Source organism: Streptomyces sp. NPDC093544, assembly GCF_040683495.1.
Lineage (GTDB): Bacteria > Actinomycetota > Actinomycetes > Streptomycetales > Streptomycetaceae > Streptomyces.
The window spans coordinates 266,256-289,176 of record NZ_JBFBEA010000002.1 but is presented as its reverse complement, the minus strand read 5'-3'; the positions used below and the strand labels follow the sequence as shown (position 1 = coordinate 289,176).

20 protein-coding genes are annotated in these 22,921 nt (G+C 69.0%); 10 read left to right on the top strand and 10 right to left on the bottom strand.

Features of this window, described 5'->3' with window-relative positions; translation table 11 throughout:
* Window positions 1-109 precede the first annotated feature (109 nt).
* Together AB0N66_RS03615 and AB0N66_RS03610 are read left to right on the top strand one after the other, a co-directional pair.
* Window positions 110-1,258, top strand: coding sequence for a LacI family DNA-binding transcriptional regulator (locus tag AB0N66_RS03615; protein WP_365428042.1), 1,149 nt, complete (start codon window positions 110-112; stop codon window positions 1,256-1,258).
* Complete coding sequence (locus tag AB0N66_RS03610; protein WP_365428039.1) at window positions 1,255-2,166, top strand: carbohydrate kinase; 912 nt, start codon at window positions 1,255-1,257, stop codon at window positions 2,164-2,166. The genes AB0N66_RS03615 and AB0N66_RS03610 overlap by 4 nt, the downstream gene beginning before the upstream one ends.
* A gap of 117 nt (window positions 2,167-2,283) precedes the next feature.
* Here AB0N66_RS03610 and uvrA read toward each other — a convergent pair whose 3' ends face one another.
* Entirely contained in the window at window positions 2,284-5,325 is a 3,042-nt protein-coding gene (gene uvrA, locus AB0N66_RS03605) for an excinuclease ABC subunit UvrA (RefSeq protein ID WP_365428036.1), read from the bottom strand.
* 223 nt (window positions 5,326-5,548) lie between these two features.
* Between uvrA and AB0N66_RS03600 the strand changes: the two genes are divergently transcribed.
* From AB0N66_RS03600 to AB0N66_RS03580, 5 genes are all read left to right on the top strand, one after another.
* A complete protein-coding gene (locus AB0N66_RS03600; protein ID WP_365428033.1) occupies window positions 5,549-6,235 on the top strand; it encodes a maleylpyruvate isomerase family mycothiol-dependent enzyme in 687 nt (228 codons plus the stop codon).
* A gap of 9 nt (window positions 6,236-6,244) precedes the next feature.
* A complete protein-coding gene (locus tag AB0N66_RS03595; protein WP_365428030.1) occupies window positions 6,245-6,901 on the top strand; it encodes an MBL fold metallo-hydrolase in 657 nt (218 codons plus the stop codon).
* Window positions 6,902-7,244: 343 nt separating this feature from the next.
* The gene (locus AB0N66_RS03590; RefSeq protein WP_365428027.1) at window positions 7,245-8,123 is read left to right on the top strand and encodes an ABC transporter substrate-binding protein; all 879 of its coding nucleotides are present in this window, start codon (window positions 7,245-7,247) and stop codon (window positions 8,121-8,123) included.
* A complete protein-coding gene (locus tag AB0N66_RS03585; RefSeq protein ID WP_365428024.1) occupies window positions 8,120-9,022 on the top strand; it encodes an amino acid ABC transporter permease in 903 nt (300 codons plus the stop codon). Before AB0N66_RS03590 ends, AB0N66_RS03585 begins: the two co-directional genes overlap by 4 nt.
* Window positions 9,019-9,771 carry an amino acid ABC transporter ATP-binding protein gene (locus AB0N66_RS03580; protein WP_365428022.1) on the top strand — a complete coding sequence of 251 codons (753 nt, stop codon included), beginning with the start codon at window positions 9,019-9,021 and terminating at the stop codon, window positions 9,769-9,771. The genes AB0N66_RS03585 and AB0N66_RS03580 overlap by 4 nt, the downstream gene beginning before the upstream one ends.
* A 76-nt stretch (window positions 9,772-9,847) precedes the next feature.
* Here the strand turns inward: AB0N66_RS03580 and aroQ are convergent, their stop codons facing one another.
* A complete protein-coding gene (gene aroQ, locus AB0N66_RS03575; RefSeq protein ID WP_365428019.1) occupies window positions 9,848-10,321 on the bottom strand; it encodes a type II 3-dehydroquinate dehydratase in 474 nt (157 codons plus the stop codon).
* 102 nt (window positions 10,322-10,423) lie between these two features.
* Here aroQ and AB0N66_RS03570 point away from each other — a divergent pair, with 102 nt between their 5' ends.
* Together AB0N66_RS03570 and AB0N66_RS03565 are read left to right on the top strand one after the other, a co-directional pair.
* Window positions 10,424-11,470, top strand: a complete 1,047-nt coding sequence (locus AB0N66_RS03570; protein ID WP_365428016.1) for a S66 peptidase family protein — start codon at window positions 10,424-10,426, stop codon at window positions 11,468-11,470.
* 60 nt (window positions 11,471-11,530) lie between these two features.
* Complete coding sequence (locus AB0N66_RS03565) at window positions 11,531-12,832, top strand: MFS transporter (protein WP_365428013.1); 1,302 nt, start codon at window positions 11,531-11,533, stop codon at window positions 12,830-12,832.
* Between the two features lie 36 nt (window positions 12,833-12,868).
* On the opposite strand, the gene AB0N66_RS03560 is transcribed toward AB0N66_RS03565, so the two are convergent.
* The 7 genes from AB0N66_RS03560 to AB0N66_RS03530 form a co-directional block, all read right to left on the bottom strand.
* Window positions 12,869-13,969 (bottom strand): ionic transporter y4hA, encoded by a 1,101-nt coding sequence (locus tag AB0N66_RS03560; protein WP_365428010.1) that lies wholly within the window; start codon window positions 13,967-13,969, stop codon window positions 12,869-12,871.
* Window positions 13,942-14,163, bottom strand: coding sequence for a hypothetical protein (locus AB0N66_RS03555; RefSeq protein ID WP_365428007.1), 222 nt, complete (start codon window positions 14,161-14,163; stop codon window positions 13,942-13,944). Before AB0N66_RS03555 ends, AB0N66_RS03560 begins: the two co-directional genes overlap by 28 nt.
* 132 nt (window positions 14,164-14,295) lie before the next feature.
* Window positions 14,296-15,285 (bottom strand): TerC family protein, encoded by a 990-nt coding sequence (locus AB0N66_RS03550; protein WP_365428004.1) that lies wholly within the window; start codon window positions 15,283-15,285, stop codon window positions 14,296-14,298.
* A 286-nt stretch (window positions 15,286-15,571) separates the two neighbouring features.
* A complete protein-coding gene (locus tag AB0N66_RS03545) occupies window positions 15,572-17,599 on the bottom strand; it encodes a TerD family protein (RefSeq protein ID WP_365428002.1) in 2,028 nt (675 codons plus the stop codon).
* A gap of 58 nt (window positions 17,600-17,657) precedes the next feature.
* The gene (locus tag AB0N66_RS03540; RefSeq protein ID WP_365428467.1) at window positions 17,658-18,224 is read right to left on the bottom strand and encodes a TerD family protein; all 567 of its coding nucleotides are present in this window, start codon (window positions 18,222-18,224) and stop codon (window positions 17,658-17,660) included.
* Between the two features lie 204 nt (window positions 18,225-18,428).
* Entirely contained in the window at window positions 18,429-20,558 is a 2,130-nt protein-coding gene (gene uvrB / locus AB0N66_RS03535; protein WP_365427999.1) for an excinuclease ABC subunit UvrB, read from the bottom strand.
* Between the two features lie 40 nt (window positions 20,559-20,598).
* On the bottom strand, window positions 20,599-21,465 hold the full coding sequence (locus tag AB0N66_RS03530) for an MHYT domain-containing protein (protein ID WP_365427996.1): 867 nt from the start codon (window positions 21,463-21,465) through the stop codon (window positions 20,599-20,601).
* 261 nt (window positions 21,466-21,726) lie between these two features.
* On the opposite strand from AB0N66_RS03530, the gene AB0N66_RS03525 reads away from it, so the two are divergent.
* Window positions 21,727-22,281, top strand: coding sequence for a methylated-DNA--[protein]-cysteine S-methyltransferase (locus AB0N66_RS03525; RefSeq protein WP_365427993.1), 555 nt, complete (start codon window positions 21,727-21,729; stop codon window positions 22,279-22,281).
* Between the two features lie 181 nt (window positions 22,282-22,462).
* Here AB0N66_RS03525 and AB0N66_RS03520 read toward each other — a convergent pair whose 3' ends face one another.
* Window positions 22,463-22,825, bottom strand: coding sequence for a cupin domain-containing protein (locus AB0N66_RS03520; RefSeq protein ID WP_365427991.1), 363 nt, complete (start codon window positions 22,823-22,825; stop codon window positions 22,463-22,465).
* Window positions 22,826-22,921 lie beyond the last annotated feature (96 nt).

Below are 22,921 nucleotides of genomic sequence, written 5' to 3'. Positions count from 1 at the left end.
GGAGCCGGCGGCGGACGTGTGGACGTAAACGCTTACGTAAGCGTTTACGTCCGCCGCCGGATGGGATACGTTCCCGTGCGAAGGACGGGTTCCGGGGACGGGAGCGCAAATGGCGACGATGGTCGATGTGGCCCAGCGCGCGGGTGTGTCCACCGCGACCGTCTCGCATGTACTGAACGACACGCGCCCCGTGCGGCCGGCCACCCGCCAGGCGGTGCTCGACGCGATGGACGCGCTCGGTTACACGCCCAACAGCCTCGCCCGTTCACTGGTCACCTCACGCACACGGTCCATCGGCCTCGCGGTGTCGGCGATCAGCAACCCGTACTTCACGGAAATCCTGCAGGGGGTCGAGGCCGGAGCCCTGGAGCACGGCTACGGCCTGCTCATCGCCGATCCGCACGACGACCCTCTGCACGAACGGAAGGTCGCCCAGCTGCTGCACGAGCGCCGGGTCGACGGCATGATCATCGCGCCCTCGGCGGATCCCGGCGAACTGCTGGGTTACCTCGGAAAACACGACGTGCCGACCGTGTTCCTGGACCGGCTGGTCGACCCGTCCGCCGGCACCCTCTCCGGCGGCTCTTCCGGCACCGCATCCACCGCCCCCTTCCACTTCGACCAGGTCTGCACCGAGAACGCCGAGCCCATGGCGCAGTTGGTCACACACCTGGCCGAGCTGGGCCACAAACGCATCGGACTGGTCGCGGGCCTGCCCGGACTCAGCACCACGACCGAGCGGATCACCGGCTACCGACACGGTCTGGCGAACGCCGGGCTCCCCCACGACGAGCGGCTCGTGGCGCACGGCGATTCCCAGTCCGGTGCCGCCGAGCGCACCACCGACGCGCTGCTGTCTCTCGCGGCACCGCCCACCGCGCTGGTCACCGGCAACAACGCCATGACGATCGGCGCACTGCGGGCCCTGCGCGAGCGAGGCCTGTCCGTGCCGACCGACATGGCCCTGTGCTGCTTCGACGACTTCTCCTGGGCGGACCTGTTCACACCCCGGCTGACCGCGATCTCCCAGCCCAGCAAGGAGATCGGCGCCCAGGCCCTCCAACTGCTCCTGGAACGACTGGCATCGCCCAGCCGTCCGGGCCGTACCGTCCGGCTGCCCGCCACCCTCGTCCACCGCACCTCGTGCGGCTGCCCAGAGACCTCCGAGGCGCCCGAGGGTTACGCGACCTCAGGGCGTCCCGAGAGCCGCAAGAACTCCGAGAACCCTGAGAACCCCGAGAAAGGACCCGTGTCGTGATCGTCGTCGCCGGTGAGGCCCTGATCGATCTGGTGCCGCAGGGCGCGGGCGCGCTCGTCGGCCTGCAACCGGCGCTCGGCGGCGGGCCCTACAACACCGCGGTGGCACTGGGCCGCCTCGGCTCCCCCACGGCCTTCTGCTCCCGGGTCTCGCAGGACGCCTTCGGCGAGGCACTCCTGGACGGGCTTCGCGAGGCGGGCGTCGATGTGTCGTCCGTGCAGCGCGGAGCGGAGCCGACGACCCTCGCCGTCGCCTCGATCGGCGCGGGCGGCTCGGCCTCGTACTCCTTCTACGTAGAGGGCACCGCGGACCGCCTCTTCACGGCCCCGGCCCAACTCCCGGACGCGACAAGGGCGGTGTCCTTCGGTACCTGCTCGCTCGTCCTGGAGCCGGGTGCGAGCGCGTACGAGGAGCTGATGCGGATCGCGGCCGCGCGGGGCGTGTTCACCACCCTCGACCCGAACATCCGGGCCGGACTGATCCCCGACGCGGACGCCTACCGTGCCCGGTTCAAGAGTTGGCTCCCGTCGGTGTCACTCCTCAAGCTCTCCGAGGAGGACGCTCTGTGGCTCGGGGGCACCCCGCGCGAGTGGCTGGCGTCCGGCCCGGCAGCCGTGGTGATCACGCAGGGCGGCGACGGCCTGACGGCGTTCACCCGCGACGGCTCGGTGCACCCCGTACCCGGCGAAGAGGTCGAAGTCGTGGACACCATCGGCGCCGGTGACACGGTGAACGCGGCGCTGCTGCACGGCCTGGCCGCACGCGACGCCCTGTCCCCGGCGGGCTTGGCGGGCCTGGGTCCCGAGGGCTGGACCGAGTTGCTGCGCTTCGCGGCCCGCGCGGCGGCGATCACCTGCTCACGAGCGGGCGCGGAACCGCCGTACGCGTCCGAACTCGACGCTCCCTGAGGTCCGCTGCTCCCTGCGGGAGCGGTTCGTCGAACCGTAGGAGGCAGGGCGGCTGACTGTGCAACGGACGGCGCCCCACGGGGAGTTCCCGTGGGGCGCCGTCTTTTTGCCGACTTGTCAGGACTTGCTGGCCCGCGTGGTCTTCTTCGCGGAGGTCGCCTTCTTGGTGGCCGTCGTCTTTGTGGCCGCTGCTGCCTTCTTTGTCGCCGTGTTGTTGACGGCCTTGGTGGCCGTCTTCTTCGGGGCTGACTTGGCCGCCACCGCCTGCTTGGCCGGCGCCCTGCGGGGGGCCTTCACCGAGGACCCGTCGCTGATCCGGTCGGCGTCGAGGACCTCACGCAGGAACTTGCCGGTGTGGCTGGCCGGGATCCCGGCGACCTCCTCGGGCGTGCCCTCGGCGATCACGAGTCCGCCGCCGTTGCCACCCTCGGGACCCATGTCGACTACCCAGTCCGCGGTCTTGATGACGTCGAGGTTGTGCTCGATGACGATGACCGTGTTGCCCTTGTCGACCAGGCCGGACAGCACCGTGATGAGCTTGCTGATGTCCTCGAAGTGCAGGCCGGTGGTCGGCTCGTCGAGCACGTAGACCGTACGTCCCGTCGACCGCTTCTGGAGCTCGGAGGCCAGCTTCACTCGCTGTGCCTCACCGCCGGACAGCGTCGGCGCCGACTGACCGAGCCGGACGTAGCCGAGACCGACGTCGTTGAGCGTCCTGAGGTGGCGGGAGATCGCGGGCACGGCCTCGAAGAAGCCGAGCGCCTCCTCGATCGGCATGTCGAGGACCTCGGAGATGGACTTGCCCTTGTAGTGGACCTCCAGGGTCTCCCGGTTGTAGCGCGCCCCGTGGCAGACCTCGCAGGGGACGTACACGTCCGGCAGGAAGTTCATCTCGATCTTGATGGTGCCGTCGCCCGAGCAGTTCTCGCAGCGGCCGCCCTTGACGTTGAAGGAGAAGCGGCCCGGTAGGTAGCCCCGCACCTTCGCCTCGGTCGTCTCGGCGAACAGCCTGCGGACGTGGTCGAAGACTCCGGTGTACGTCGCCGGGTTGGAACGGGGCGTACGGCCGATGGGCGACTGGTCGACGTGCACGACCTTGTCGACGAGGTCGTCGCCGTCCACGCGCGTGTGCCGCCCGGGAACGCTCCGCGCACCGTTGAGCTCACGGGCCAGGTGCGTGTACAGGATGTCGTTGACCAGCGTCGACTTTCCTGAGCCCGACACACCGGTGACGGCCGTGAGGACACCGAGGGGGAAGGAGACGTCGATGTCCTGGAGGTTGTTCTCCCTGGCGCCGTGCACGGTGAGCTTGCGGCTCGGGTCGGCGGGACGGCGGATGTCCGGGAGAGGGATCGCCTTCTTGCCCGACAGGTACTGCCCGGTGATCGACTCGGGGTTGTTCAGCAGGTCCTTCAAGGAACCGCTGTGTACGACATTGCCGCCGTGCTCGCCCGCGCCGGGGCCGATGTCGACGACCCAGTCGGCGACCTTGATGGTGTCCTCGTCGTGCTCGACGACGATGAGCGTGTTGCCCATGTCGCGCAGCCTGACCAGGGTCTCGATCAGGCGGTGGTTGTCGCGCTGGTGCAGGCCGATGGAGGGCTCGTCGAGGACGTACAGGACGCCTACGAGTCCGGAGCCGATCTGGGTGGCCAGCCGGATGCGCTGGGCCTCACCGCCGGAGAGGGTGCCGGCCGCCCTGTTCAGTGACAGGTAGTCGAGGCCGACGTCGACCAGGAAGCGCAGCCGTTCGTTGACCTCCTTCAGTACGCGCTCGGCGATCTGCTTGTCGCGCGCGTTGAGCTTCAGCTCGCCCAGGAAGTCCGCGCAGTCACTGATGGACATCGCGGAGACCTCTGCGATGGACTTCTCCATGACGGTGACCGCGAGAACGAGCGGCTTCAGGCGCGTGCCCTCGCAGGTGGGGCAGGGCACCTCGCGCATATAGCCCTCGAAGCGCTCGCGGCTCGCGTCGCTCTCGGCCTCGCTGTGCCGCCGCTTCACGAAGGGGACGGCCCCTTCGAATGCGGTGGTGTACACACGCTCGCGCCCGTACCGGTTGCGGTAGCGGACCTCGATCTGCGTCTTGTGGCCGTAGAGCAGGGCCTTCTTGGCGCGCTGCGGAAGACCGGCGAAGGGGATGTCGGTCCGGAATCCCAACGCGTCGGCGAGAGCGCCGACGAGGCGACCGAAGTAGTCCTTGGTGTGTCCGTGCGACCACGGGTGGATGGCGCCCTCGTCGAGGGATTTGTCCTCGTCCGGGACGATCAGCTCGGCGTCGACCTCCATGCGCGTACCGATACCGGTGCACTCGGGGCAGGCGCCGAAGGGCGAGTTGAAGGAGAAGGAGCGGGGCTCCAGCTCCTCGAAGGACAGGTCGTCGTACGGGCAGTACAGGTGCTCCGAGTACATGCGCTCGCGCTCGGGGTCGTCGGCGGGGAGGTCGACGAAGTCGAGTACGACCATGCCCCCGGACAGACCGAGGGCGGTCTCCACGGAGTCGGTCAGGCGGCGCTTGGCACCGTCCTTCACCGTGAGGCGGTCGATGACCACCTCGATGGTGTGCTTCTCCTGCTTCTTCAGCGTGGGCGGCTCGGTGAGCTGGATCGTCTCCCCGTCGACCCGGGCCCGGCTGTAACCCTTGGTCTGGAGGTCGGCGAAGAGGTCGACGAACTCTCCCTTGCGCTCGCGCACGAGCGGCGACAGGACCTGGAAGCGGCTCCCCTCCGGCAGCTCCAGGACCTTGTCGACGATGGCCTGCGGCGACTGGCGCGTGATGGGCCGGCCGCACTCGGGACAGTGCGGCTTGCCGATGCGCGCGAAGAGCAGGCGCAGGTAGTCGTAGACCTCGGTGATGGTGCCGACCGTCGAGCGCGGGTTGCGCGAGGTCGACTTCTGGTCGATGGAAACCGCTGGGGAGAGGCCTTCGATGAAGTCCACATCCGGCTTGTCCATCTGCCCGAGGAACTGCCGGGCGTACGAGGACAGCGACTCGACGTACCGGCGCTGCCCCTCGGCGAAGATCGTGTCGAAGGCGAGGGAGGACTTGCCCGACCCCGACAGGCCCGTGAAGACGATGAGCGAGTCGCGCGGGAGGTCGAGCGAGACATTCTTCAGGTTGTGCTCGCGCGCTCCACGGACGATGAGACGGTCGGCCACGCCGGTCCGCACCTTTCTTGAGAGAAGTGACAGGGGCGGGGCCCCCGTCATTTTCAGACTAGGGGGAGCCACTGACAACGCCGGGTCGGTTTCCCTGGTTCACAACAATCCCGGGTCATCCAGCATGCCCGACGCCGCGCCCGAGCCTATAGCACGTGCATTCGATTTGAGGTGCTGGTCAACGGCCTTCACCCGAACGTGTGGCGGAGCTATCGTCGAGCCCATGAACGATCATGTGCGTGACCTGGCGTCTGTACGTGACGCAACCGAACGGCTGCTCACCGCAGCAGCCAAACTGGACAACGCTTCTGTGGCCGAGCCGACACGGCTTCCCGGCTGGACCCTCGGACATCTGCTCGCCCATGTCGCCCGCAACGCGGACGCGCTCGTGAACGTCCTCGCCGGACGTCCCATGTACGTCTCAGGGGAGGCCCGGGACGCCGATATCGAGCGAGACGCCCCGCGCCCGCTGAATGTGCAGCTCACAGACGTGCGGGAGAGCGCGGCGCGCTTTCAGAAGGTCGGGGCCACGCCCGCGGACTGGTCCCGCACGGTGGAGCTGCGCAACGGGGTCACGGACTCCGCGTCCCGGGTGCCGTTCCGGCGGTGGACCGAGGTCGAGCTGCACCACGTGGATCTGGGGATCGGATATGAGCTGGAGGACCTCTCCGAGGAGTTCACCCAGCGCGAGATCGACTTCCTTGCGGAACGTTTCCGGGGCCACCCCGACGTACCCGCTTTCCTGCTCAACCAGGACGACGGCCGCTTGATTCCTTCCGGCCGCCGCGAGGGGGAGCCGATCACCGTCACCGGCCGCCAGGCGGACCTGCTCGGCTGGCTCGCCGGGCGCCGGAACGGTGCGGCGCTGACCACCGACGGCGGCCCGCTCCCCGTCCTCCCGCCGCTATAGGCTGCCGCCATGACGTACAGCGGAGCGGTGAAGGTCGGCGGCCCTGCCGATGTGCACGAGTTGCAGGACCTGATGATCTCCAAGGTCGCGGTGGGCCCGTTCGACAACAACGCCTATCTGCTGCGCTGTCGGGCCACCGGCGAGCAGCTCCTGATCGACGCGGCCAGCGACGCCTCGACCCTGCTCACGCTGATCGGTGACGACGGCATCGCGTCCGTCGTCACCACTCATCAGCACGGCGACCACTGGCAGGCACTCGCGGAGGTCGTGGCGGCGACGGGCGCCCGCACGTACGCCGGCCGGGACGACGCCGACGGCATCCCGGTGCCGACCGATGTCCCGGTCCAGGACGGCGACACGATCCGGGTGGGGCGCGTGGAACTCACCGCGCGCCACCTCGTGGGGCACACGCCGGGCTCGATCGCGCTCGTCTACGACGATCCGCACGGGCATCCGCATGTGTTCACGGGGGACTGTCTCTTCCCGGGCGGTGTGGGCAACACACGTAAGGATCCAGTGGCGTTCGCCAGCCTTCTCCACGATGTCGAGACGAAGATCTTCGACGTGCTGCCGGACGAGACCTGGGTCTACCCGGGCCACGGCAACGACACGACGCTGGGCGCGGAACGGCCGCACCTGCCGGAGTGGCGCGCGCGGGGGTGGTAAACCCCGGTTCGGGGGGGAAGCGAAACGCTGAAGGGCGAAGTGCTTCCCCCTGCGCGCCCCGTGTGAACCAAGCGCACACGCCGGTGCCACGCGCGCGCTCCCGGCGCGCGCCCCGGCGCGGTCCACTGGAAGCAGCCCCGCGCAGGATGACGGCTCCTGCACGGATGGGCCGCCGGCCTATCGTTCCCCGCCCTCGGCCGGCGGCCCCGGCGAAGCGTCTCAACGGGATGCTCGACGGAGCCTTTGAGCATGTGTTCACAGGAATGCAACACCCGTTCCCAATATGCGGACAGTTGTCCTTGTGACCTGGACAAACAGGACGTCGCACTGTCACTCTCCCGCCATGCATCTCGTCCAGCGCGCCCTGCGCCGCACCGCGCCCGCCACCACCGTCGCCCTGCTCGCCGTCGTCGCCGTGGGCTGTGCCCCGCAGCCTGAGGACAACGCGGACGCCTCGCCCTCCGCGAACGCCTGCGACAAGGGCAAGTTGGCCACCCAGACGTCCGGCAAGCTGACGATCGCGACCGACGAGCCCGCGTACGAACCGTGGTTCAAGGACGACAAGCCCGCCAACGGCGAGGGCTACGAGTCGGCGGTCGCGTACGCCGTGGCGAAGCAGCTGGGCTACGCGACGAGTGACGTCGTCTGGCAGAGCGTCCCCTTCAACAAGGCCTTCGCGCCCGGTGAGAAGACCTTCGACTTCGACATCAACCAGGTGTCGATCAGCACCGAGCGCAAGAAGGCCGTGGACTTCTCGTCCGGCTACTACGACGTACGCCAGGCCGTCATCGCGCTGAAGGACTCCAAGGCGGCGAAGGCGACGAGCATCGCCGACCTCAAGAACGTGAAGCTGGGCGCCCAGGTCGGCACCACCAGCCTCGACTACATCAACGACGTCGTGAAGCCGACCGAGGCCCCGGCCGCGTACGCGAAGAACGACCAGGCCAAGTCCGCGCTGAAGAACGGCCAGGTCGACGCCATCGTGGTCGACCTGCCGACCGCCTTCTACATCACCGCGGCCGAGGTGACGGACGCGAAGATCGTCGGGCAGTTCGAGAACAGCGGTGGCACGCCCGAGCAGTTCGGGCTCGTCCTCGACAAGGGCAGCGCGCTGACCTCGTGCGTGACCGACGCGGTGGACACCCTGCGCGAGGACGGCACGCTGGCCTCGATCGAGAAACAGTGGCTCTCCGACGCCGTCGACGCTCCGGTACTCAAGTGACGGTCGTGAAGGACGCGCCCGGCAGTGACTCCGGCGAAGGAGACGTGCGTGAGGCGTACGTCCCGTCGCAGCGGCGGATCGAGCGGGAGCGCTACAAGCGCACCCGCTCCCGCCGTGCGACGGCGATCGCCGCGCTCTCCACCCTGATCACCGGCGTCGTCCTCTACTTCGTCGTCGCCAGCGCACCGGGCTGGCCGCGCACCAAGGAGACGTTCTTCAACGGGCAGTACGCGCGCGAGGCGTTCCCCAAAGTCCTCGAAGGGCTGTGGCTCAACGTCCGGCTGCTCCTGATCTGCGGCGTAGCGGTACTCGTCCTCGGCATGCTGATCGCCATCGCCCGCACCCTGCGCGGCCCGGTCTTCTTCCCGCTGCGAGCGCTGGCCGCCGCGTACACCGACTTCTTCCGCGGCCTCCCGCTGATCATCAACCTGATGATCGTGGTGCTGGGCGTCCCCGCGCTGCGGCTCCAGGGCGTCACGGTGGACCCGATTCTGCTGGGCGGCACCGCGCTGACGCTCACGTACTCGGCGTACGTCGCCGAGGTGTTCCGTGCCGGCATCGAGTCCGTCCACCCCTCGCAACGCGCCGCGGCCCGCTCGCTCGGCCTCACCAACCGGCAGTCCCTGCGGTACGTCGTACTCCCCCAGGCCGTACGCCGCCAGGTGCCGCCCCTCCTCAACGACCTGGTGTCCCTCCAGAAGGACACCGGGCTCGTCTCGATCGGCGGCGCGGTCGACGCGGTGCGCGCCGCTGACATCATTGTGGGCCGCAGCCTCAACTACACGCCGTACATCGTCGCGGGACTGGTCTTCGTCGCCCTGACCATCCCGATGACCCGCTTCACGGACTGGGTCACTGCCCGGATGGACCGTCAGCGGGCACAGGGAGGGACCATATGACCGCCACTCCGGTACTGCGCATGGAGTCCGTCCGCAAGGCCTTCGGCGAGTCCGTCGTGCTCCGGGACGTCGACCTGGATGTCGCCCCGCACACGGTGACCGCGCTGATCGGCGCCTCCGGTTCCGGCAAGTCCACCCTGCTGCGCTGCGCCAACCTCCTTGAGGACATCGACGACGGCGCCATCTGGCTGGACGACGAGGAGATCACCCACCCGCGGGCCGACCAGGACGCGGTACGCCGCCGGATCGGCGTGGTGTTCCAGGCGTACAACCTCTTTCCGCACATGACCGTCCTGGAGAACATCACCCTCGCTCCGCGTCGCGTGCACGGCGTGAACCGCGCGGAGGCGGAGGCGCACGCCCGTGAGCTGCTCGACCGGCTCGGGCTCGGCGCCAAGGCGGGCGAGTACCCGGACCGGCTGAGCGGTGGCCAGCAGCAACGGGCGGCGATCGTCCGCGCTTTGGCCGTACGTCCCCGGCTGCTGCTCCTGGACGAGATCACCGCCGCCCTCGACCCCGAGCTCGTGGGCGAAGTCCTCAGCGTCGTCCGGGACCTGAAGGACGACGGTATGACCATGGTCCTGGCCACACACGAGATGGGCTTCGCCCGCGAGGTCGCGGACCAGGTCTGTTTTCTGGACGGCGGCGTGGTCCTTGAACGCGGCACGGCCGAGGAGATCTTCGGGAACCCGCGAGAAGAGCGGACGCAGCGCTTTCTGCGGCGCATCGTGGAGGCGGGACGGCTCTGACACCGGCGACGGGGCCGCCGCGACCCGGCGCCTCACCAACCCGCGCGCGTCAGTTCGGCATCCCGGCCCCGCACCGTCAGGCCTCCGCGTGCCCCGTCCTCGCGAGGGCCGCGACCCGCTCCACCGCGAACGCGTACCCCTGCACCCCGCACCCCGCGATCACTCCGTCGGCGCGGAGGGAGACGTACGAGTGGTGCCGGAACTCCTCACGCTGGTGGATGTTGGAGATGTGGACCTCCACCACTGGAAGGCCGTCACAGGTGTTGAGCGCATCCAGGATCGCGACGGAGGTGTGCGAGTAGGCAGCCGGGTTGATCACGATCCCGGCGTGGTTCAGGCGCGCCTCGTGGATCCAGTCCACCAACTCACCCTCGTGGTTGGACTGACGGAAGTCGACCGCGCCGCCGTGCGCGGCCGCCGCCTTGGCGCACAGGGCCTCGACGTCGGCGAGCGTGTCCGAGCCGTAGATCTCCGGCTGACGCTGCCCGAGAAGGTTCAGATTGGGCCCGTTGAGGATCATGATCGGGGCGTTGGCGAGTGTGCGGGGCACAGTTCCTCCGGTCCTTCCAGGTACGCCGGCCCGTTGAGGACCGCTGCTCAGACCCGGTTTATCACGGTGCGCTCGGGCGGCACCGCCCCATAACCTCCCGTCATGACGACGCCCTCGTACCCTCCCAAGCTCTCACCGGGCGACCGGGTGGCGGTCCTCTCGCCCTCCTCCGGACTCCCCGGGCTCCTCCCGCTCCCGTACGAGCTGGGTCTGGAGAGGTTGCGCAAGGAGTACGGCCTCGAACCGGTCGAGTATCCGGCGACCCGGAAGATGGGCTCGACGCCGCAGGAACGGGCCGACGGCCTCCACGCGGCGTTCGCCGATCCGACGGTCAAGGCCGTCATCTCCTCCATCGGCGGCGACGACCAGATCACCGTGCTGCCGCTCCTTGACCGGGAGTTGATCCGCGCCAACCCGAAGCCGTTCTTCGGGTACAGCGACAACACGTGCTTCCTCGCGTACCTGTGGAACGCCGGAATCGTCGGCTACCACGGCGGATCGGTGATGTGCGAACTCGGCCGCCCCGGTGCCATGGACCCGCTGACCGCCGAGTCGCTGCGGGCCGCGCTGTTCACCTCCGGGCCGTACGATCTGCGCCCCGCCGACCGCTTCGGCGAGGTGAACAGCCCCTGGGACGACCCGGCGACCTTCGATTCCGAGCCGCCGACCGAACCGGGCGACGGCTGGACCTGGCACCGCCCGGACCGCGTGGTCGAGGGCCGCTCCTGGGGCGGCAATGTCGAGATCCTCGCCTGGCTGCTGATGGCCGACCGCGAGATCGCCCGCGATCCCTCCGTGTACGACGGCCATGTGCTGTTCCTGGAGACCTCGGAGGAGATGCCGAAGGCGAACGACGTCTTCTGGATTCTGCGCAGCATGGGCGAGCGCGGCCTGCTGCAACGTTTCCCCGCACTCCTGATGGCCCGCCCCAAGGCATGGTCCTTCGAGCAGCCCAACGATGCCGCTGCCAGAGCCCGTTATGTACGAGAGCAGCACGAAGCCGTTCTCCGAGCGGTCGACATGTATGCCCCGAACACATTGGTCGTCCTCGATGTGGACTTCGGTCACACCGATCCGCAGATCGTCATCCCCTATGGGGGCACGATCCGCGTGGACGGCCCCGCCCGGCGCATCACGGTCACCTACTGACGCCGGACAAGCCCCCGCACGCCCCCGTAACCGCCGATCACCGTGGGTAGTTGACGCGGCATGCACGACGTACAGACAGTTAAGAAGCCCTCCATGTTCCGGCTCGCGGCCGCTTCGCTCGCAGGGACAGCCATCGAGTTCTACGACTTCTTCGTCTACGGGACCGCGGCCGCGCTGGTTCTCGGGCCGCTGTTCTTCCCGACGTTCTCACCATTGGCGGGAACGCTGGCGGCCTTCGCGACGTTCGGCGTCGGCTTCGTCGCCCGCCCGCTCGGCTCGGTGCTCTTCGGGCACATCGGGGACCGGCGCGGGCGGCGGCCGGTGCTCGTCGCCTCACTGCTGCTGACCGGCGCCGCGACCGTGGCCGTCGGCTGCGTACCGACGTACGGCACGATCGGTGTGGCCGCCCCCGTGCTCCTTCTGGTGCTGCGTTTTCTGCAGGGGCTCGGGCTCGGCGGGGAGTGGGGCGGGGCGGTGCTGTTGACCGCCGAGCACGCGCCTGCCGAGCGGCGCGGGCTGTGGGCGAGTTTCCCGCAGATCGGCCCCTCTCTGGGGTTCGTGCTGGCCAACGGCGTGATGCTGGTGCTGTCGGCGACGCTGTCCGACGCTCAGTTCGCGGCATGGGGGTGGCGGGTGCCGTTCTGGGCGGCGGGGGTGCTCGCGGCGGCCGGGCTGTGGCTGCGCAGTTCGCTCGTGGAGAGCCCGCAGTTCCTGGAAATGGGGGACCACGCGCGCGTGCCGCTCGCCGAAGTGGTGCGCGACCACTGGCGGCTGGTGCTGCTGACAGCCGGCGGCCTCGCGGTCGGGTACGCGGTGTTCTACGCGGTGACGACCTGGGCGCTCGCCTACGGCGTCGAACGGCTCGGTGTGAGTCGTACCGTCATGCTGGCCTGCATCATGGCCGCCGTGGTGGTGAAGGGATCTCTGACGCCCCTGATGGCGCTGCTCGGCGACCGTTACGGGCGCCGGCCCCTGTGCCTGGTGGGCTGCGCGGTCGCCGCGCTGTGGATGTTCCCGATGATCGCGCTGCTGTCGACCGGCGAACCCCTGCTGATGTTCCTCGGCTTCCTGGTGGCGCTGATCGCGTTCATCACGATGTTCGCCGTGATCGCCGCGTATCTGCCGGAGCTGTACGAACCCCGGGTGCGCTGCACCGGCGCGGCGGTGGGCTACAACCTCGGCGGGGTCCTAGGCGGCGCGCTCACCCCGATCGTCGCGACGGCGGTGGCCCAGGGAGAAGGGGTCCCCTGGGGTGTGGCCACCTATCTGACGGCGATCGCACTGCTCAGCCTGGGCTGCTTCGCGCTGCTGCCCGAGACACGGCCGGTGCCGCGGCCGGCGGTCGTAGCCACCGCGGAGTGACCGCGCACTGGGGCACGCGATACCGAGCGACGCGCCCTAGGGATTGATCGCCAGCTCCAAGTAGGCGGCGAACAGCACCAGATGGACGCCTCCCTGCAGCGGCGTGGCGCGTCCGGGAACCACCGTCAGGGAGCTGACCACCACGGTCAGCGCGAGCAGCACCATGTGAGTGGATCCGAGGCCCAGCACGAGCGGTCCGGAGAGCCAGACGGACGCGAGCGCGACGGCGGGGATCGTGAGGCCGATGCTGGCCATCGCCGAGCCGAGAGCCAGGTTCAGACTCGTCTGCACGCGGTCGCGGCGGGCCGCCCGCAGTGCGGCGATGGTCTCGGGGAGCAGCACGAGCAGCGCGATGATCACACCGACCACGGCAGCCGGCATACCGGCCGCTTCGACCCCGGACTCGATGGTCGGTGACACACCCTTGGCCAGACCGACCACACCGACGAGGGCCACGGCGAGCAGGCCCAGGCTGATTCTGGTCGTACGGGCGGACGGGGCGTCGGCGTGGTCGTCCACGTCGATGACCTTGCCCTGCCGGGTGATCGGCAGGAAGTAATCGCGGTGGCGCACGGTCTGGGTCGTCACGAACAGGCCGTACAGGACCAGCGAGGCCAGCGCGGCGAAGGTGAGCTGGGCCGTGGAGAACTCCGGGCCCGGCTTGCTGGTGGTGAACGTCGGGAACACCAGGCTGAGCGTGGCCAGCGTCGCGACGGTCGCGAGGGCGGCCCCGGTACCCTCCGCGTTGAAGACCGCCAGTCCGTGGCGCAGTGAGGCGACGAGCAGGCACACGCCGACTATGCCGTTGACGGTGATCATCACAGCCGCGAACACGGTGTCACGGGCCAGCGTCGAGCTCTTGTCGCCGCCGTCCGCCATCAAGGTGACGATCAGGGCGACCTCGATGATCGTGACGGCGACGGCGAGGACGAGTGAGCCGAAGGGTTCGCCGACCCGGTGCGCGATCACTTCGGCATGGTGCACGGCGGCGAGCACGGCTCCGGCAAGAACCACCGTGACCAGCGCGACGACCGCGCCGGGCAGATCTCGCCCCCAGGTGAAGGCCAGTAGGACCAGCGCGATCACGGGCACGACGGACGTCCATTGCGTCACGAGTGACCGGAATCGAACGAGCATGCAGTGATCCTTTCAGGCGGATTGGGGCCCCGCATTCCGGTGACGCGGGGCCCGGGATCGAGCCACGACTTCAGCTCGGTCATTTCCCGTACGTCGCAGTCGGTGAGGGAGGGCGGCCTGGTACACAGCTCGGCCAGTTCCCGCGTCTCCTCGATGTGCTCGGTCACGAAGTCGATGATCTGCACGAACTTCATGGGCGCCTGTACCCGGCCGGGGCGTCTCCCTCCCGGCCGGGGAGCGCTCAGGACCCGAGCAAGCGTCTGGAGCGGCGCCCGGCGATTCGCCGCGCACCGCTCCAGGACTGCCTGTTCCTACGGCCGACGCGGTCAGACGTCGATGCTGTCCTTCGGCGCGCTCTCGACCGCTTCCCGCGCCGCCTGCTTCTTGGAGGCGATGAGGCTGGTGATCGTCGTGATGACCAGGACCCCACAGATCACGCCGAGGGAGACCGGAATGGAGATCTCGGGGACATGGACGCCCGACTCGTGCAGCGCGTGCAGCACCAGCTTGACGCCGATGAAGCCGAGGATGACCGACAGGCCGTAGCTGAGGTGGACCAGCTTCCTGAGCAGGCCGCCGATGAGGAAGTACAGCTGTCGTAGACCCATCAGCGCGAACGCGTTGGCCGTGAAGACGATGTACGGGTCCTGGGTCAGGCCGAAGATCGCCGGGATCGAGTCGAGCGCGAAGAGCACGTCGGTGGTGCCGATCGCGAGCATCACGACCAGCATCGGCGTCATGACGCGCTTGCCGTTCTGCTGGATCCACAGCTTGGTGCCGTGGTAGCGGTCGGCCACGCCGAAGCGTCGCTCGGCGGCCTTGAGCAGCCGGTTCTCCTCGAACTCGTCGTCCTCGTCGTCCGCCCGGGCCTCCTGGATCAGCTTCCAGGCGGTGTAGATGAGGAACGCGCCGAAGATGTAGAAGACCCACGCGAAGTTCGCGAGGACGGCGGCACCGGCGGCGATGAATATCGCGCGCAGCACGAGGGCTATGAGCACACCGACGAGGAGCACTCGCTGCTGGTACTGCGTGGGCACCGCGAACTTCGCCATGATCAGGACGAAGACGAAGAGGTTGTCGACGCTCAGCGACTTCTCGGTGATGAAGCCGGCGAAGAACTCTCCGGCGGGCTGGCCACCGGAGAAGACGAGCAGCCCGAGTCCGAACAGTCCGGCCAGAGCGATCCAGACGACCGTCCAGATTCCGGCTTCCTTGATCGATACGTCGTGCGGCTTGCGTCCGATGAAAAAGTCGACGGCGATGAGGGCGGCAAGGCCCGCGATCGTCAGGACCCATAGGGCCAGGGAAACATCCACTGCGCCTCCGGCAGTTCGTAACGGCAAATTTCAGCGTCGTCGCTGCTGGAGGTCTCTTCCACCCGAGGCGGCCGGGACGCGCGGTGCGTCCTGGTGCCTGCGGGCCGACGCCCCGGGATCTGGCCTGATCCGTATTGACGGGTACGCCGCAGTTGGTAGGGAGTACTCCCCTCCGTACGGAAAACAGTACCTGAATCACCAAGGAAAGGTAAAGCGATTGGCAAAAGAAGGTCCAAATTCGCTGGTCAGGAGACTTTACCTACACTTGATACAACCGCTGGAGGCGTCAGCGGTTCCAGGGACGGCGGGCCGCCGCAACCTGCGTGAGCACCTGCTGGAGCACCTGACTGCCCGGCGGGACAAGCCCCGGCTCGTAGGTCCAGGCATGCCCGACCCAGGGGTCGGCGAGGTGGTCGTCGGGCACCGGGGTGAGTCGCAGTAGCGATCGCCAGAGCGGGTCGAGCAACGGCCCGTACGCCTCGGCGTCCTCCCGGTCGGCCACCATCATCAGATGGACGCCGACGGCCGGCCCCTCGTCGGCGAGATAGCGCAGCTGGGTCACGGCGCGGTCGTCGAAGCCGTGCGGGAAGTCGTTGACGATCAACAGCTGTTCAGCGGTGTCGAGGTCCGGGGGCAGCGAGTCGGCCACTCCACCGCGCACCGCCATCTGCACCAGGTCGACGCGCTGAGTGAGGCGGGCCAGGACGTCGGCCACCCCCGCGGCGCCGACGGCGGGCGCGCCTTCGAGCACCCCCGACCGCACCAGCGGCGCGAGGGACGAGGCACCCGAACCGGCCGGATCTATGACGTGCACGGTGAACTCACCCGCCGGATAGACGGCGAGCAGGCGCCCGGCATGCGACACGGCCGTGTCCACGGCGAGGCGACGCAGTTCGTCGGAGTCGGCGAGTGAATCGCTGAGGCCGGCGCGCCCGCTGTCGATCCACAGACCGCGCTCCAGCGGCAGCCGGACCAGCATCGGAATGCTCAGCCTCTCGCTCTCGGGCAGCCGGAGATCGCCCAGACGCACGGCCATCGGGACCTCCATGGGCACCCGGTAGCCGTGCCAGACCGGATTGTCCCAGCCCGCGAACGCCGCGGGCAGCGCGGGCTCGACGACATCGGCCTCGGCACCGAGCTGCGCCAGGTCCCGGTCAAGGGCCGCCCGTGCCCGGTCGACCAGCTGGGCGTGCTTGGCGTGAGCCGCCTCGCGCGCGGCGTCGCCCTGCCCGCCGATCCGGCTGCGCGGGTCGGACAGGACCTTGTCGAGCTCCTGCTCCATGCGCGAGTCGGCGAAGTCGACGGCGCTGCGATAGGCGGCGGTGGTGCGGGCCAGGTCCTCGAACATGCCCCACACCTGGTTGTAGAGCCGCTCCTCCATGGACCAGCCGGTCGCGTCGCCCGCGACGGGCTGTGCGGGCTGTCCGGGCGGAGCCGGGGGTGAGGTCGGCGGGGGCGGGGGCGGGGCCGCGTTCTGCCGACCGGGGTGGCTGTAGTCGACCGGACCGCCGGCGACAGCCGCGGACGCCGGCGTGGCGGCGGAAGGGTCGGCCTGCGTGGGTCCCGCGGGGTAGTCCGCCTGCGCTGCTGTGGAGCCCTGTGTGCCGGACGCGTCGTACGGGGACTGCGGCGGCGATACGTTCCCGGAAGCTCCCTGGGGCGGAGCCGTGTACGGCTGGTCCCCTCCCGTCGCCGAGGTGGCCGCCTGTCGTGAGCGGTCCGCGTCGGGCGTACGGGACGGGGGTGCCGCGACCGAGCGGGCCAGGCCCTGGGCCACCGCCTCGTTGATGCTGCTCGCGAGCTGCTGTGCCTCGGGCAGGCCCTGGTCGGTGAGGAGTTCGGCGAGACCGCCCGCGTATCCCTGACCGACCGCGCGGACCTTCCACGCGTCCTGTCGGCGGTAGAGCTCCAGGGCGACGACGGCCGACTCCGCGTCCAGGCCGGTGACGGTGTAGCTGGCGACCTCGGAGCCGTCGAGACCGGTGACAGCGACGAAGGGGGCGGCGACGGCTCCGAACCGGACCGGGCCGCCGACCCCGGACGGCAGCGCGAGCAGCACACTCACCCGGTGCACGGACTTCGACAGGGCGTCCAGGTCGAACGCGAGGCGATGGTCGGCCGCGGCCTGCCTGGAGACCTCGAGTCCGGGCAGGGTGGGCGCGCCCGGGTGGGCCACCCACTCGACACCGCGGACCCTGCCCTGCTCGTCGCTGAGCGTGGCCCCGGCCACGATCGGCTTGCCGGCCGAAACGCGGACCTCAAGACGGACCTGGGAGAGCGGGTGGTTCTGCCCCCGGACCAGCTCGGCCGTCATCGCCTTGTCCCCCCTATGTCTGTCCCTGTGTCGCTTCGTGTGCCGCCCGCCGGACCGCCTACAGCTGCGGCAGGATCGCGGGCATCAGGTCCTGGAAGGTGCGCCCGTTGGCCGGCGTGCCGATGGCCGTCATCTGCCAGCCCGCGCCCGCCCGGTGCACCTTCGCCATGATCTGGGCCGTGTACTGCCCACCGCCTGCCAGTGTGTAGCGGGCGAGCTCCTGTCCGTTGGTCTCGTCGACCAGACGGCAGAACGCGTTCTGCACCTCCTGGAACGTCTGGCCCGTGAAAGAGTTCACGGTGAAGACGATCTGGTCGATGTGGACCGGGATGCGCTGCAGGTCGACAAGGATCGACTCGTCGTCGCCGCCCTGGCCCGCACCGCCGACGAGGTTGTCACCGGTGTGCCGCACGGAGCCGTCGTCGCTGACGAGGTGGCGGAAGAACACGACGTCGACAGGCTGCTTGTCGGCGAACAGCACGGCGGAGGCGTCGAGGTCGATCTCCCGGGTGCGCGAGCCGAACAGGCCGCGCCGGGGGGCCGCCTGCCAGCCGAGCCCCATCCGCACCGCGGTGAGGGTTCCCCCGTCCTTCTTCTGCAGACTGATGGCCTGACCCTTGGTCAGATTGACGCCAGGCCCACCGGGCGTACTGCCCTTGGATACGTCGACCACGCGCTGATCCCCTCTCAAAGTCCCCTGTTTCCGCGGTGTCCGCGGATGACCAGAACCCTACGCAGCAGCACTGACAGTGCCGAACCCTGGGGCGCACTTTGTGTCGGTCTTGCAACACAGTGCGTATAGGAGGAGATCGGCACCGGCAGAAGGGTGTCAGGCGAGTCCCCCCTCCTTCATCTGCCGCAGCTCCTTCTTCATCTCGGAGACCTCGTCCCGCAGCCGGGCCGCGATCTCGAACTGGAGGTCGGCAGCGGCGGCGCGCATCCGCGCCGTCATGTCCTCGATCTGCCCGGCGAGTTCGGCCGCGGGGCGGTCGGTCGGAACCGTCTCCTTGCTCTTGCCCTTGGCGGACCTGGCCGCCTTGCCGCCGAGCGCGGGCACCGGGGTCTTGCCGCCCTTGCCGTCGTTCCCCTTGCGGTAGCCCGAGCCGAGCAGCTGCTCCGTGTCGACGTCCTCGCGGGCGATCTGGGCCACGATGTCGTTGATCTTCTTGCGGAGAGGCTGCGGGTCGATGCCCCTCTCCTTGTTGTAGGCGACCTGCTTCTCCCGGCGGCGGTTGGTCTCGTCGATGGCTTTCTCCATCGCCGGGGTGATCTTGTCGGCGTACATATGGACCTGTCCGGACACGTTGCGCGCCGCGCGGCCGATGGTCTGGATGAGGGAGGTGCCCGATCGCAGGAACCCCTCCTTGTCGGCGTCGAGGATCGCCACCAGTGAGACCTCGGGCAGGTCGAGGCCCTCGCGGAGGAGGTTGATGCCGACCAGGACGTCGTACTCTCCCGCGCGCAGTTCCCGCAGCAGTTCGACGCGGCGCAGGGTGTCGACGTCGCTGTGCAGATAGCGCACCTGGATGCCGAGCTCCAAGAAGTAGTCGGTGAGGTCCTCGGCCATCTTCTTGGTGAGCGTGGTGACCAGGACGCGCTCGTCCTTCTCGGTGCGCTTGCGGATCTCATGCACCAGGTCGTCGATCTGGCCCTCGGTGGGCTTGACGACGACCTCGGGGTCGATGAGGCCGGTGGGGCGGATGATCTGCTCGACGAAGCCGTCACCCCGTGAGAGTTCGTACTTCCCCGGGGTCGCCGACAGATAGACGGTCTGCCCGATGCGCTGCTGGAACTCCTCCCACTTCAGGGGACGGTTGTCCAGCGCGGACGGCAGCCGGAAGCCGTGGTCCACCAGGGTGCGCTTGCGGGAGGCGTCTCCCTCGTACATGGCGCCGATCTGCGGGACCGTGACGTGCGACTCGTCGAGGACGAGCAGGAAGTCGTCCGGGAAGTAGTCGATCAGTGTGTTCGGTGCGGAGCCGGGCTCGCGGCCGTCGAAGTGCATCGAGTAGTTCTCGACGCCTGAGCAGGAGCCGATCTGGCGGAGCATCTCCAGGTCGTACGTCGTACGCATGCGCAGGCGCTGGGCCTCCAGGAGCTTGCTCTGTTTCTCCAGCTCGGCGAGGCGCTCCCCCAGCTCCTTCTCGATGTCGTTGGCGGCGCGCTCCAGGCGCTCGGGGCCGGCGATGTAGTGGGACGCCGGGAAGATGTGCAGCGAGGTGTCGTCGCTGATGACCTCGCCGGTGAGCGGGTGGAGCGTGGAGAGGGCCTCGATCTCGTCACCGAACATCTCGATGCGGACGGCCAGCTCCTCGTACACCGGGAAGATCTCGATGGTGTCGCCGCGGACCCGGAAGGTGCCGCGCGCGAAGGCCACGTCGTTGCGCGTGTACTGGATGTCCACGAAGCGGCGCAGCAGGTCGTCGCGGTCGATCTCGTCGCCGACCTTGAGCTGGACCATCCGGTCCACGTACTCCTGCGGAGTACCGAGGCCGTAGATGCAGGAGACCGAGGCGACCACGATGACGTCACGGCGGGTGAGCAGCGAGTTGGTCGCGGAGTGGCGCAGGCGCTCCACCTCCTCGTTGATCGAGGAGTCCTTCTCGATGTAGGTGTCCGACTGCGGGACGTAGGCCTCGGGCTGGTAGTAGTCGTAGTACGAGACGAAGTACTCGACGGCGTTGTTCGGCAGCAGCTCGCGGAACTCGTTGGCCAGCTGGGCGGCCAGGGTCTTGTTCGGCGCCATGACGAGCGTGGGGCGCTGGAGCTTCTCGATCATCCACGCGGTGGTGGCGGACTTGCCGGTGCCGGTCGCGCCCAGCAGGACAACATCCTTCTCACCTGCGAGGATGCGCTTTTCCAGCTCGGCGATGGCCGCAGGTTGGTCACCGCTCGGCTGGTAGGAGCTGACGACCTCGAAGGGCGCCACCGAACGTTCAATCTTGGATACGGGCCGCATGGAATCAACCGTACGACCCCGCACTGACAACGGGGCCGGATCACCAGCTCTGACGGGTGCGGGACCTACGCCTTCCCCGGTCGTGGCGGGGGCGCAGCGGCGGACGGCGTCCGGAAGGCGGGAGGGCCGGGTGGGCGGGGACTCCCGGCCTGTTCTCCGCGGGTGTCCAGTCCGGCTTCCCCATGACCATCAGCGGGTCGAACATCACGACGACACCCGCCAGACAGAGGAAGACCAGCGGGCCGATCATCATCGGCGCGAGCAGGGCGGCGGGCGAGTCCCCGCCGGGGGTGCCGGACGCGTTGTGCAGATGCACGCTGAGGGCAGCCATGCCCGTGTAGTGCATACCCGTGACAGCGAGCCCCATGACGAGGCTGGCGCCCACACTCCAGAGGAATCCGCGGACCTGTCCCGCGGCCCACAGGGCGGTGGTGGTGGCGGCGACGGCTATGACGACCGAAGCGGAGACGGTGAAGGTGTTGTACTCGAGCTTCCCGTTGAGCCGCATGCCGGCCATGCCCAGGTAGTGCATCGAGGCGACTCCCAGGCCGGTGATGGTGCCCCCGGTGAAGAGCGCCGTTCCGGTGGCTCCCCTGTAGCCGACGATGAAGATCCCGATGCCGACCATCACGATGCCCGCGCCCAGGCTCGCGAACGTCAGCGGCTTGTCGTAGCGGACCGGGGTCTCCTCGACCGTGAACCCCATCATCGCGATGAAGTGCATGGTCCATATGCCCGAGGCGATCGCGGCCGAGCCGAGTGCGAGCCAGCCCGCGCGCCAGGAGTGGGTGACAAGCATCGATCTGGTGGTGCAGCGCAGACCCAGCGCTCCGCCCAGGCAGGCCATGAGATATGCCACTACCGGTGTGACGAGTCCGTAGCTGAAGTCGTCGACCGTGCCCTGCATACGTGGCTGCCCTTCCCTCCCTGTTGCGCCCGGAAATCCTCGAATTGCCCCCCACCCTCGGGACCGCGAGAACGGTCAGGGTTGAGGCAGAGAGTATGACTCCCACCAGAACGGTCGAACGATTTTCCGGCAAAGAATTACGGCCTCGCCCCACTTGTGGGGCGCCGGTGTGCGGACTTGGGCAACTCCGCTCATTGTGTGGTCATCCCGTACCCCTTCGGGCCGCGGGCGTTGTCAGTGGCGCGCCGTACGGTGGATCGCATGAACAGCCACGGGCAGTACGAGCAGCAGGTCGTGTGGGCGGTCGTCGGCACGGACATCGGTCCGCTGCTGCTGGCGGCGACGCAAGACGGCCTGGTGAACGTGGTGTTCCACGCCACGGACGCGGTGCGCGACAAGGCGCTCGACCGGCTCGCGTCACGTCTGGGCAGCGAGCCCGTCGAGGCACCCGACTCCCCGCTCCTGGCCGAGCCGATACGTCAGATGACGGCGTACTTCGCCGGCGAGCGACGCGCCTTCGAGCTGCCGCTGGACTGGTCGCTGATCTCCGGGTTCAACCGCCAGGTGCTGCGTGAGCTGGCGTCCGGCGTTCCGTACGGCGCGGTCGTGGGCTACGGCGACCTGGCCGGGCGGGTCGGCCAGCCGCGCGCGGCACAGGCCGTGGGTGTGGCCATGGGCTCGAACCCGCTGCCGGTGGTCGTGCCGTGCCACCGGGTCGTCGAGAGCGACGGCGGCATAGGGGGCTTCGGCGGCGGGCTGGAGACCAAGCGGAAGCTTCTCGCGCTGGAAGGCGTGCTTCCGGAGCCGCTGTTCTGACCGGCCGCGTGGTGAGCCGCCGCGTGGCTCACCGTTGAGGCCCGCCCCAGTTCCCCGGTGAGTCGCCGGCAAATCGCAGCAGGCCGGGCCGGGCGTTCCTTCTGGCCGGCGTTCCGCTCGGCGCTCCTCACGGAATCTCCGTGCCCTGGGGCGAGGTCGCTGCGGGCCGCCGAGCAGGCCGTCAGAGGGCGATCTGGTACGCCTTGCGGAGCGTCTCGTGGACCGTCCAGGTCGTGCGGTCGCCCTCGCGCAGGATCGCCGCGTCGCCCGGACCCACGTCGATGACGTCGCCGCCCTCGACCTCGATCGTGGCGCGGCCGCTGACGACGACGAAGAGCTCGTTCGCCTCGGTGTCCGTCACGACTCCGGGCGTGATCTGCCAGATGCCACGCAACTGCTTGCCGTCCGCCGACTCCCACAGGACCTTGCCCGTCACGACCGGGGCGCCGGAGACGATCTGGCCCGGGTCCAGCGGCTCCGGTTCGAGCTCCACGTCGGGGATGTGCACGACGAAGGAGGGCGTGGCCTGGGAGTTCGTGGTCATGAGCGGTCACCTTAAGGGCATCCGGGCGCCCAGGGCGATGAGGGGGCACCTCTCCTCGAAAAGGCCCTGGCGCGGAGGGTGGCCGGAAGGCACGGC

Coding starts and splice junctions, on each gene's coding strand:
- AB0N66_RS03570 (WP_365428016.1), top strand. CDS start 10,424: ATGACGACGCCCTCGTACCCTCCCAAGCTCTCACCGGGCGACCGGGTG.
- AB0N66_RS03595 (WP_365428030.1), top strand. CDS start 6,245: ATGACGTACAGCGGAGCGGTGAAGGTCGGCGGCCCTGCCGATGTGCAC.
- AB0N66_RS03525 (WP_365427993.1), top strand. CDS start 21,727: ATGAACAGCCACGGGCAGTACGAGCAGCAGGTCGTGTGGGCGGTCGTC.
- AB0N66_RS03555 (WP_365428007.1), bottom strand. CDS start 14,163: ATGAAGTTCGTGCAGATCATCGACTTCGTGACCGAGCACATCGAGGAG.
- AB0N66_RS03545 (WP_365428002.1), bottom strand. CDS start 17,599: ATGACGGCCGAGCTGGTCCGGGGGCAGAACCACCCGCTCTCCCAGGTC.
- AB0N66_RS03580 (WP_365428022.1), top strand. CDS start 9,019: ATGACCGCCACTCCGGTACTGCGCATGGAGTCCGTCCGCAAGGCCTTC.
- AB0N66_RS03565 (WP_365428013.1), top strand. CDS start 11,531: ATGCACGACGTACAGACAGTTAAGAAGCCCTCCATGTTCCGGCTCGCG.
- AB0N66_RS03590 (WP_365428027.1), top strand. CDS start 7,245: ATGCATCTCGTCCAGCGCGCCCTGCGCCGCACCGCGCCCGCCACCACC.
- AB0N66_RS03560 (WP_365428010.1), bottom strand. CDS start 13,969: ATGCTCGTTCGATTCCGGTCACTCGTGACGCAATGGACGTCCGTCGTG.
- AB0N66_RS03600 (WP_365428033.1), top strand. CDS start 5,549: ATGAACGATCATGTGCGTGACCTGGCGTCTGTACGTGACGCAACCGAA.
- AB0N66_RS03530 (WP_365427996.1), bottom strand. CDS start 21,465: ATGCAGGGCACGGTCGACGACTTCAGCTACGGACTCGTCACACCGGTA.
- AB0N66_RS03520 (WP_365427991.1), bottom strand. CDS start 22,825: ATGACCACGAACTCCCAGGCCACGCCCTCCTTCGTCGTGCACATCCCC.
- AB0N66_RS03615 (WP_365428042.1), top strand. CDS start 110: ATGGCGACGATGGTCGATGTGGCCCAGCGCGCGGGTGTGTCCACCGCG.
- uvrB (WP_365427999.1), bottom strand. CDS start 20,558: ATGCGGCCCGTATCCAAGATTGAACGTTCGGTGGCGCCCTTCGAGGTC.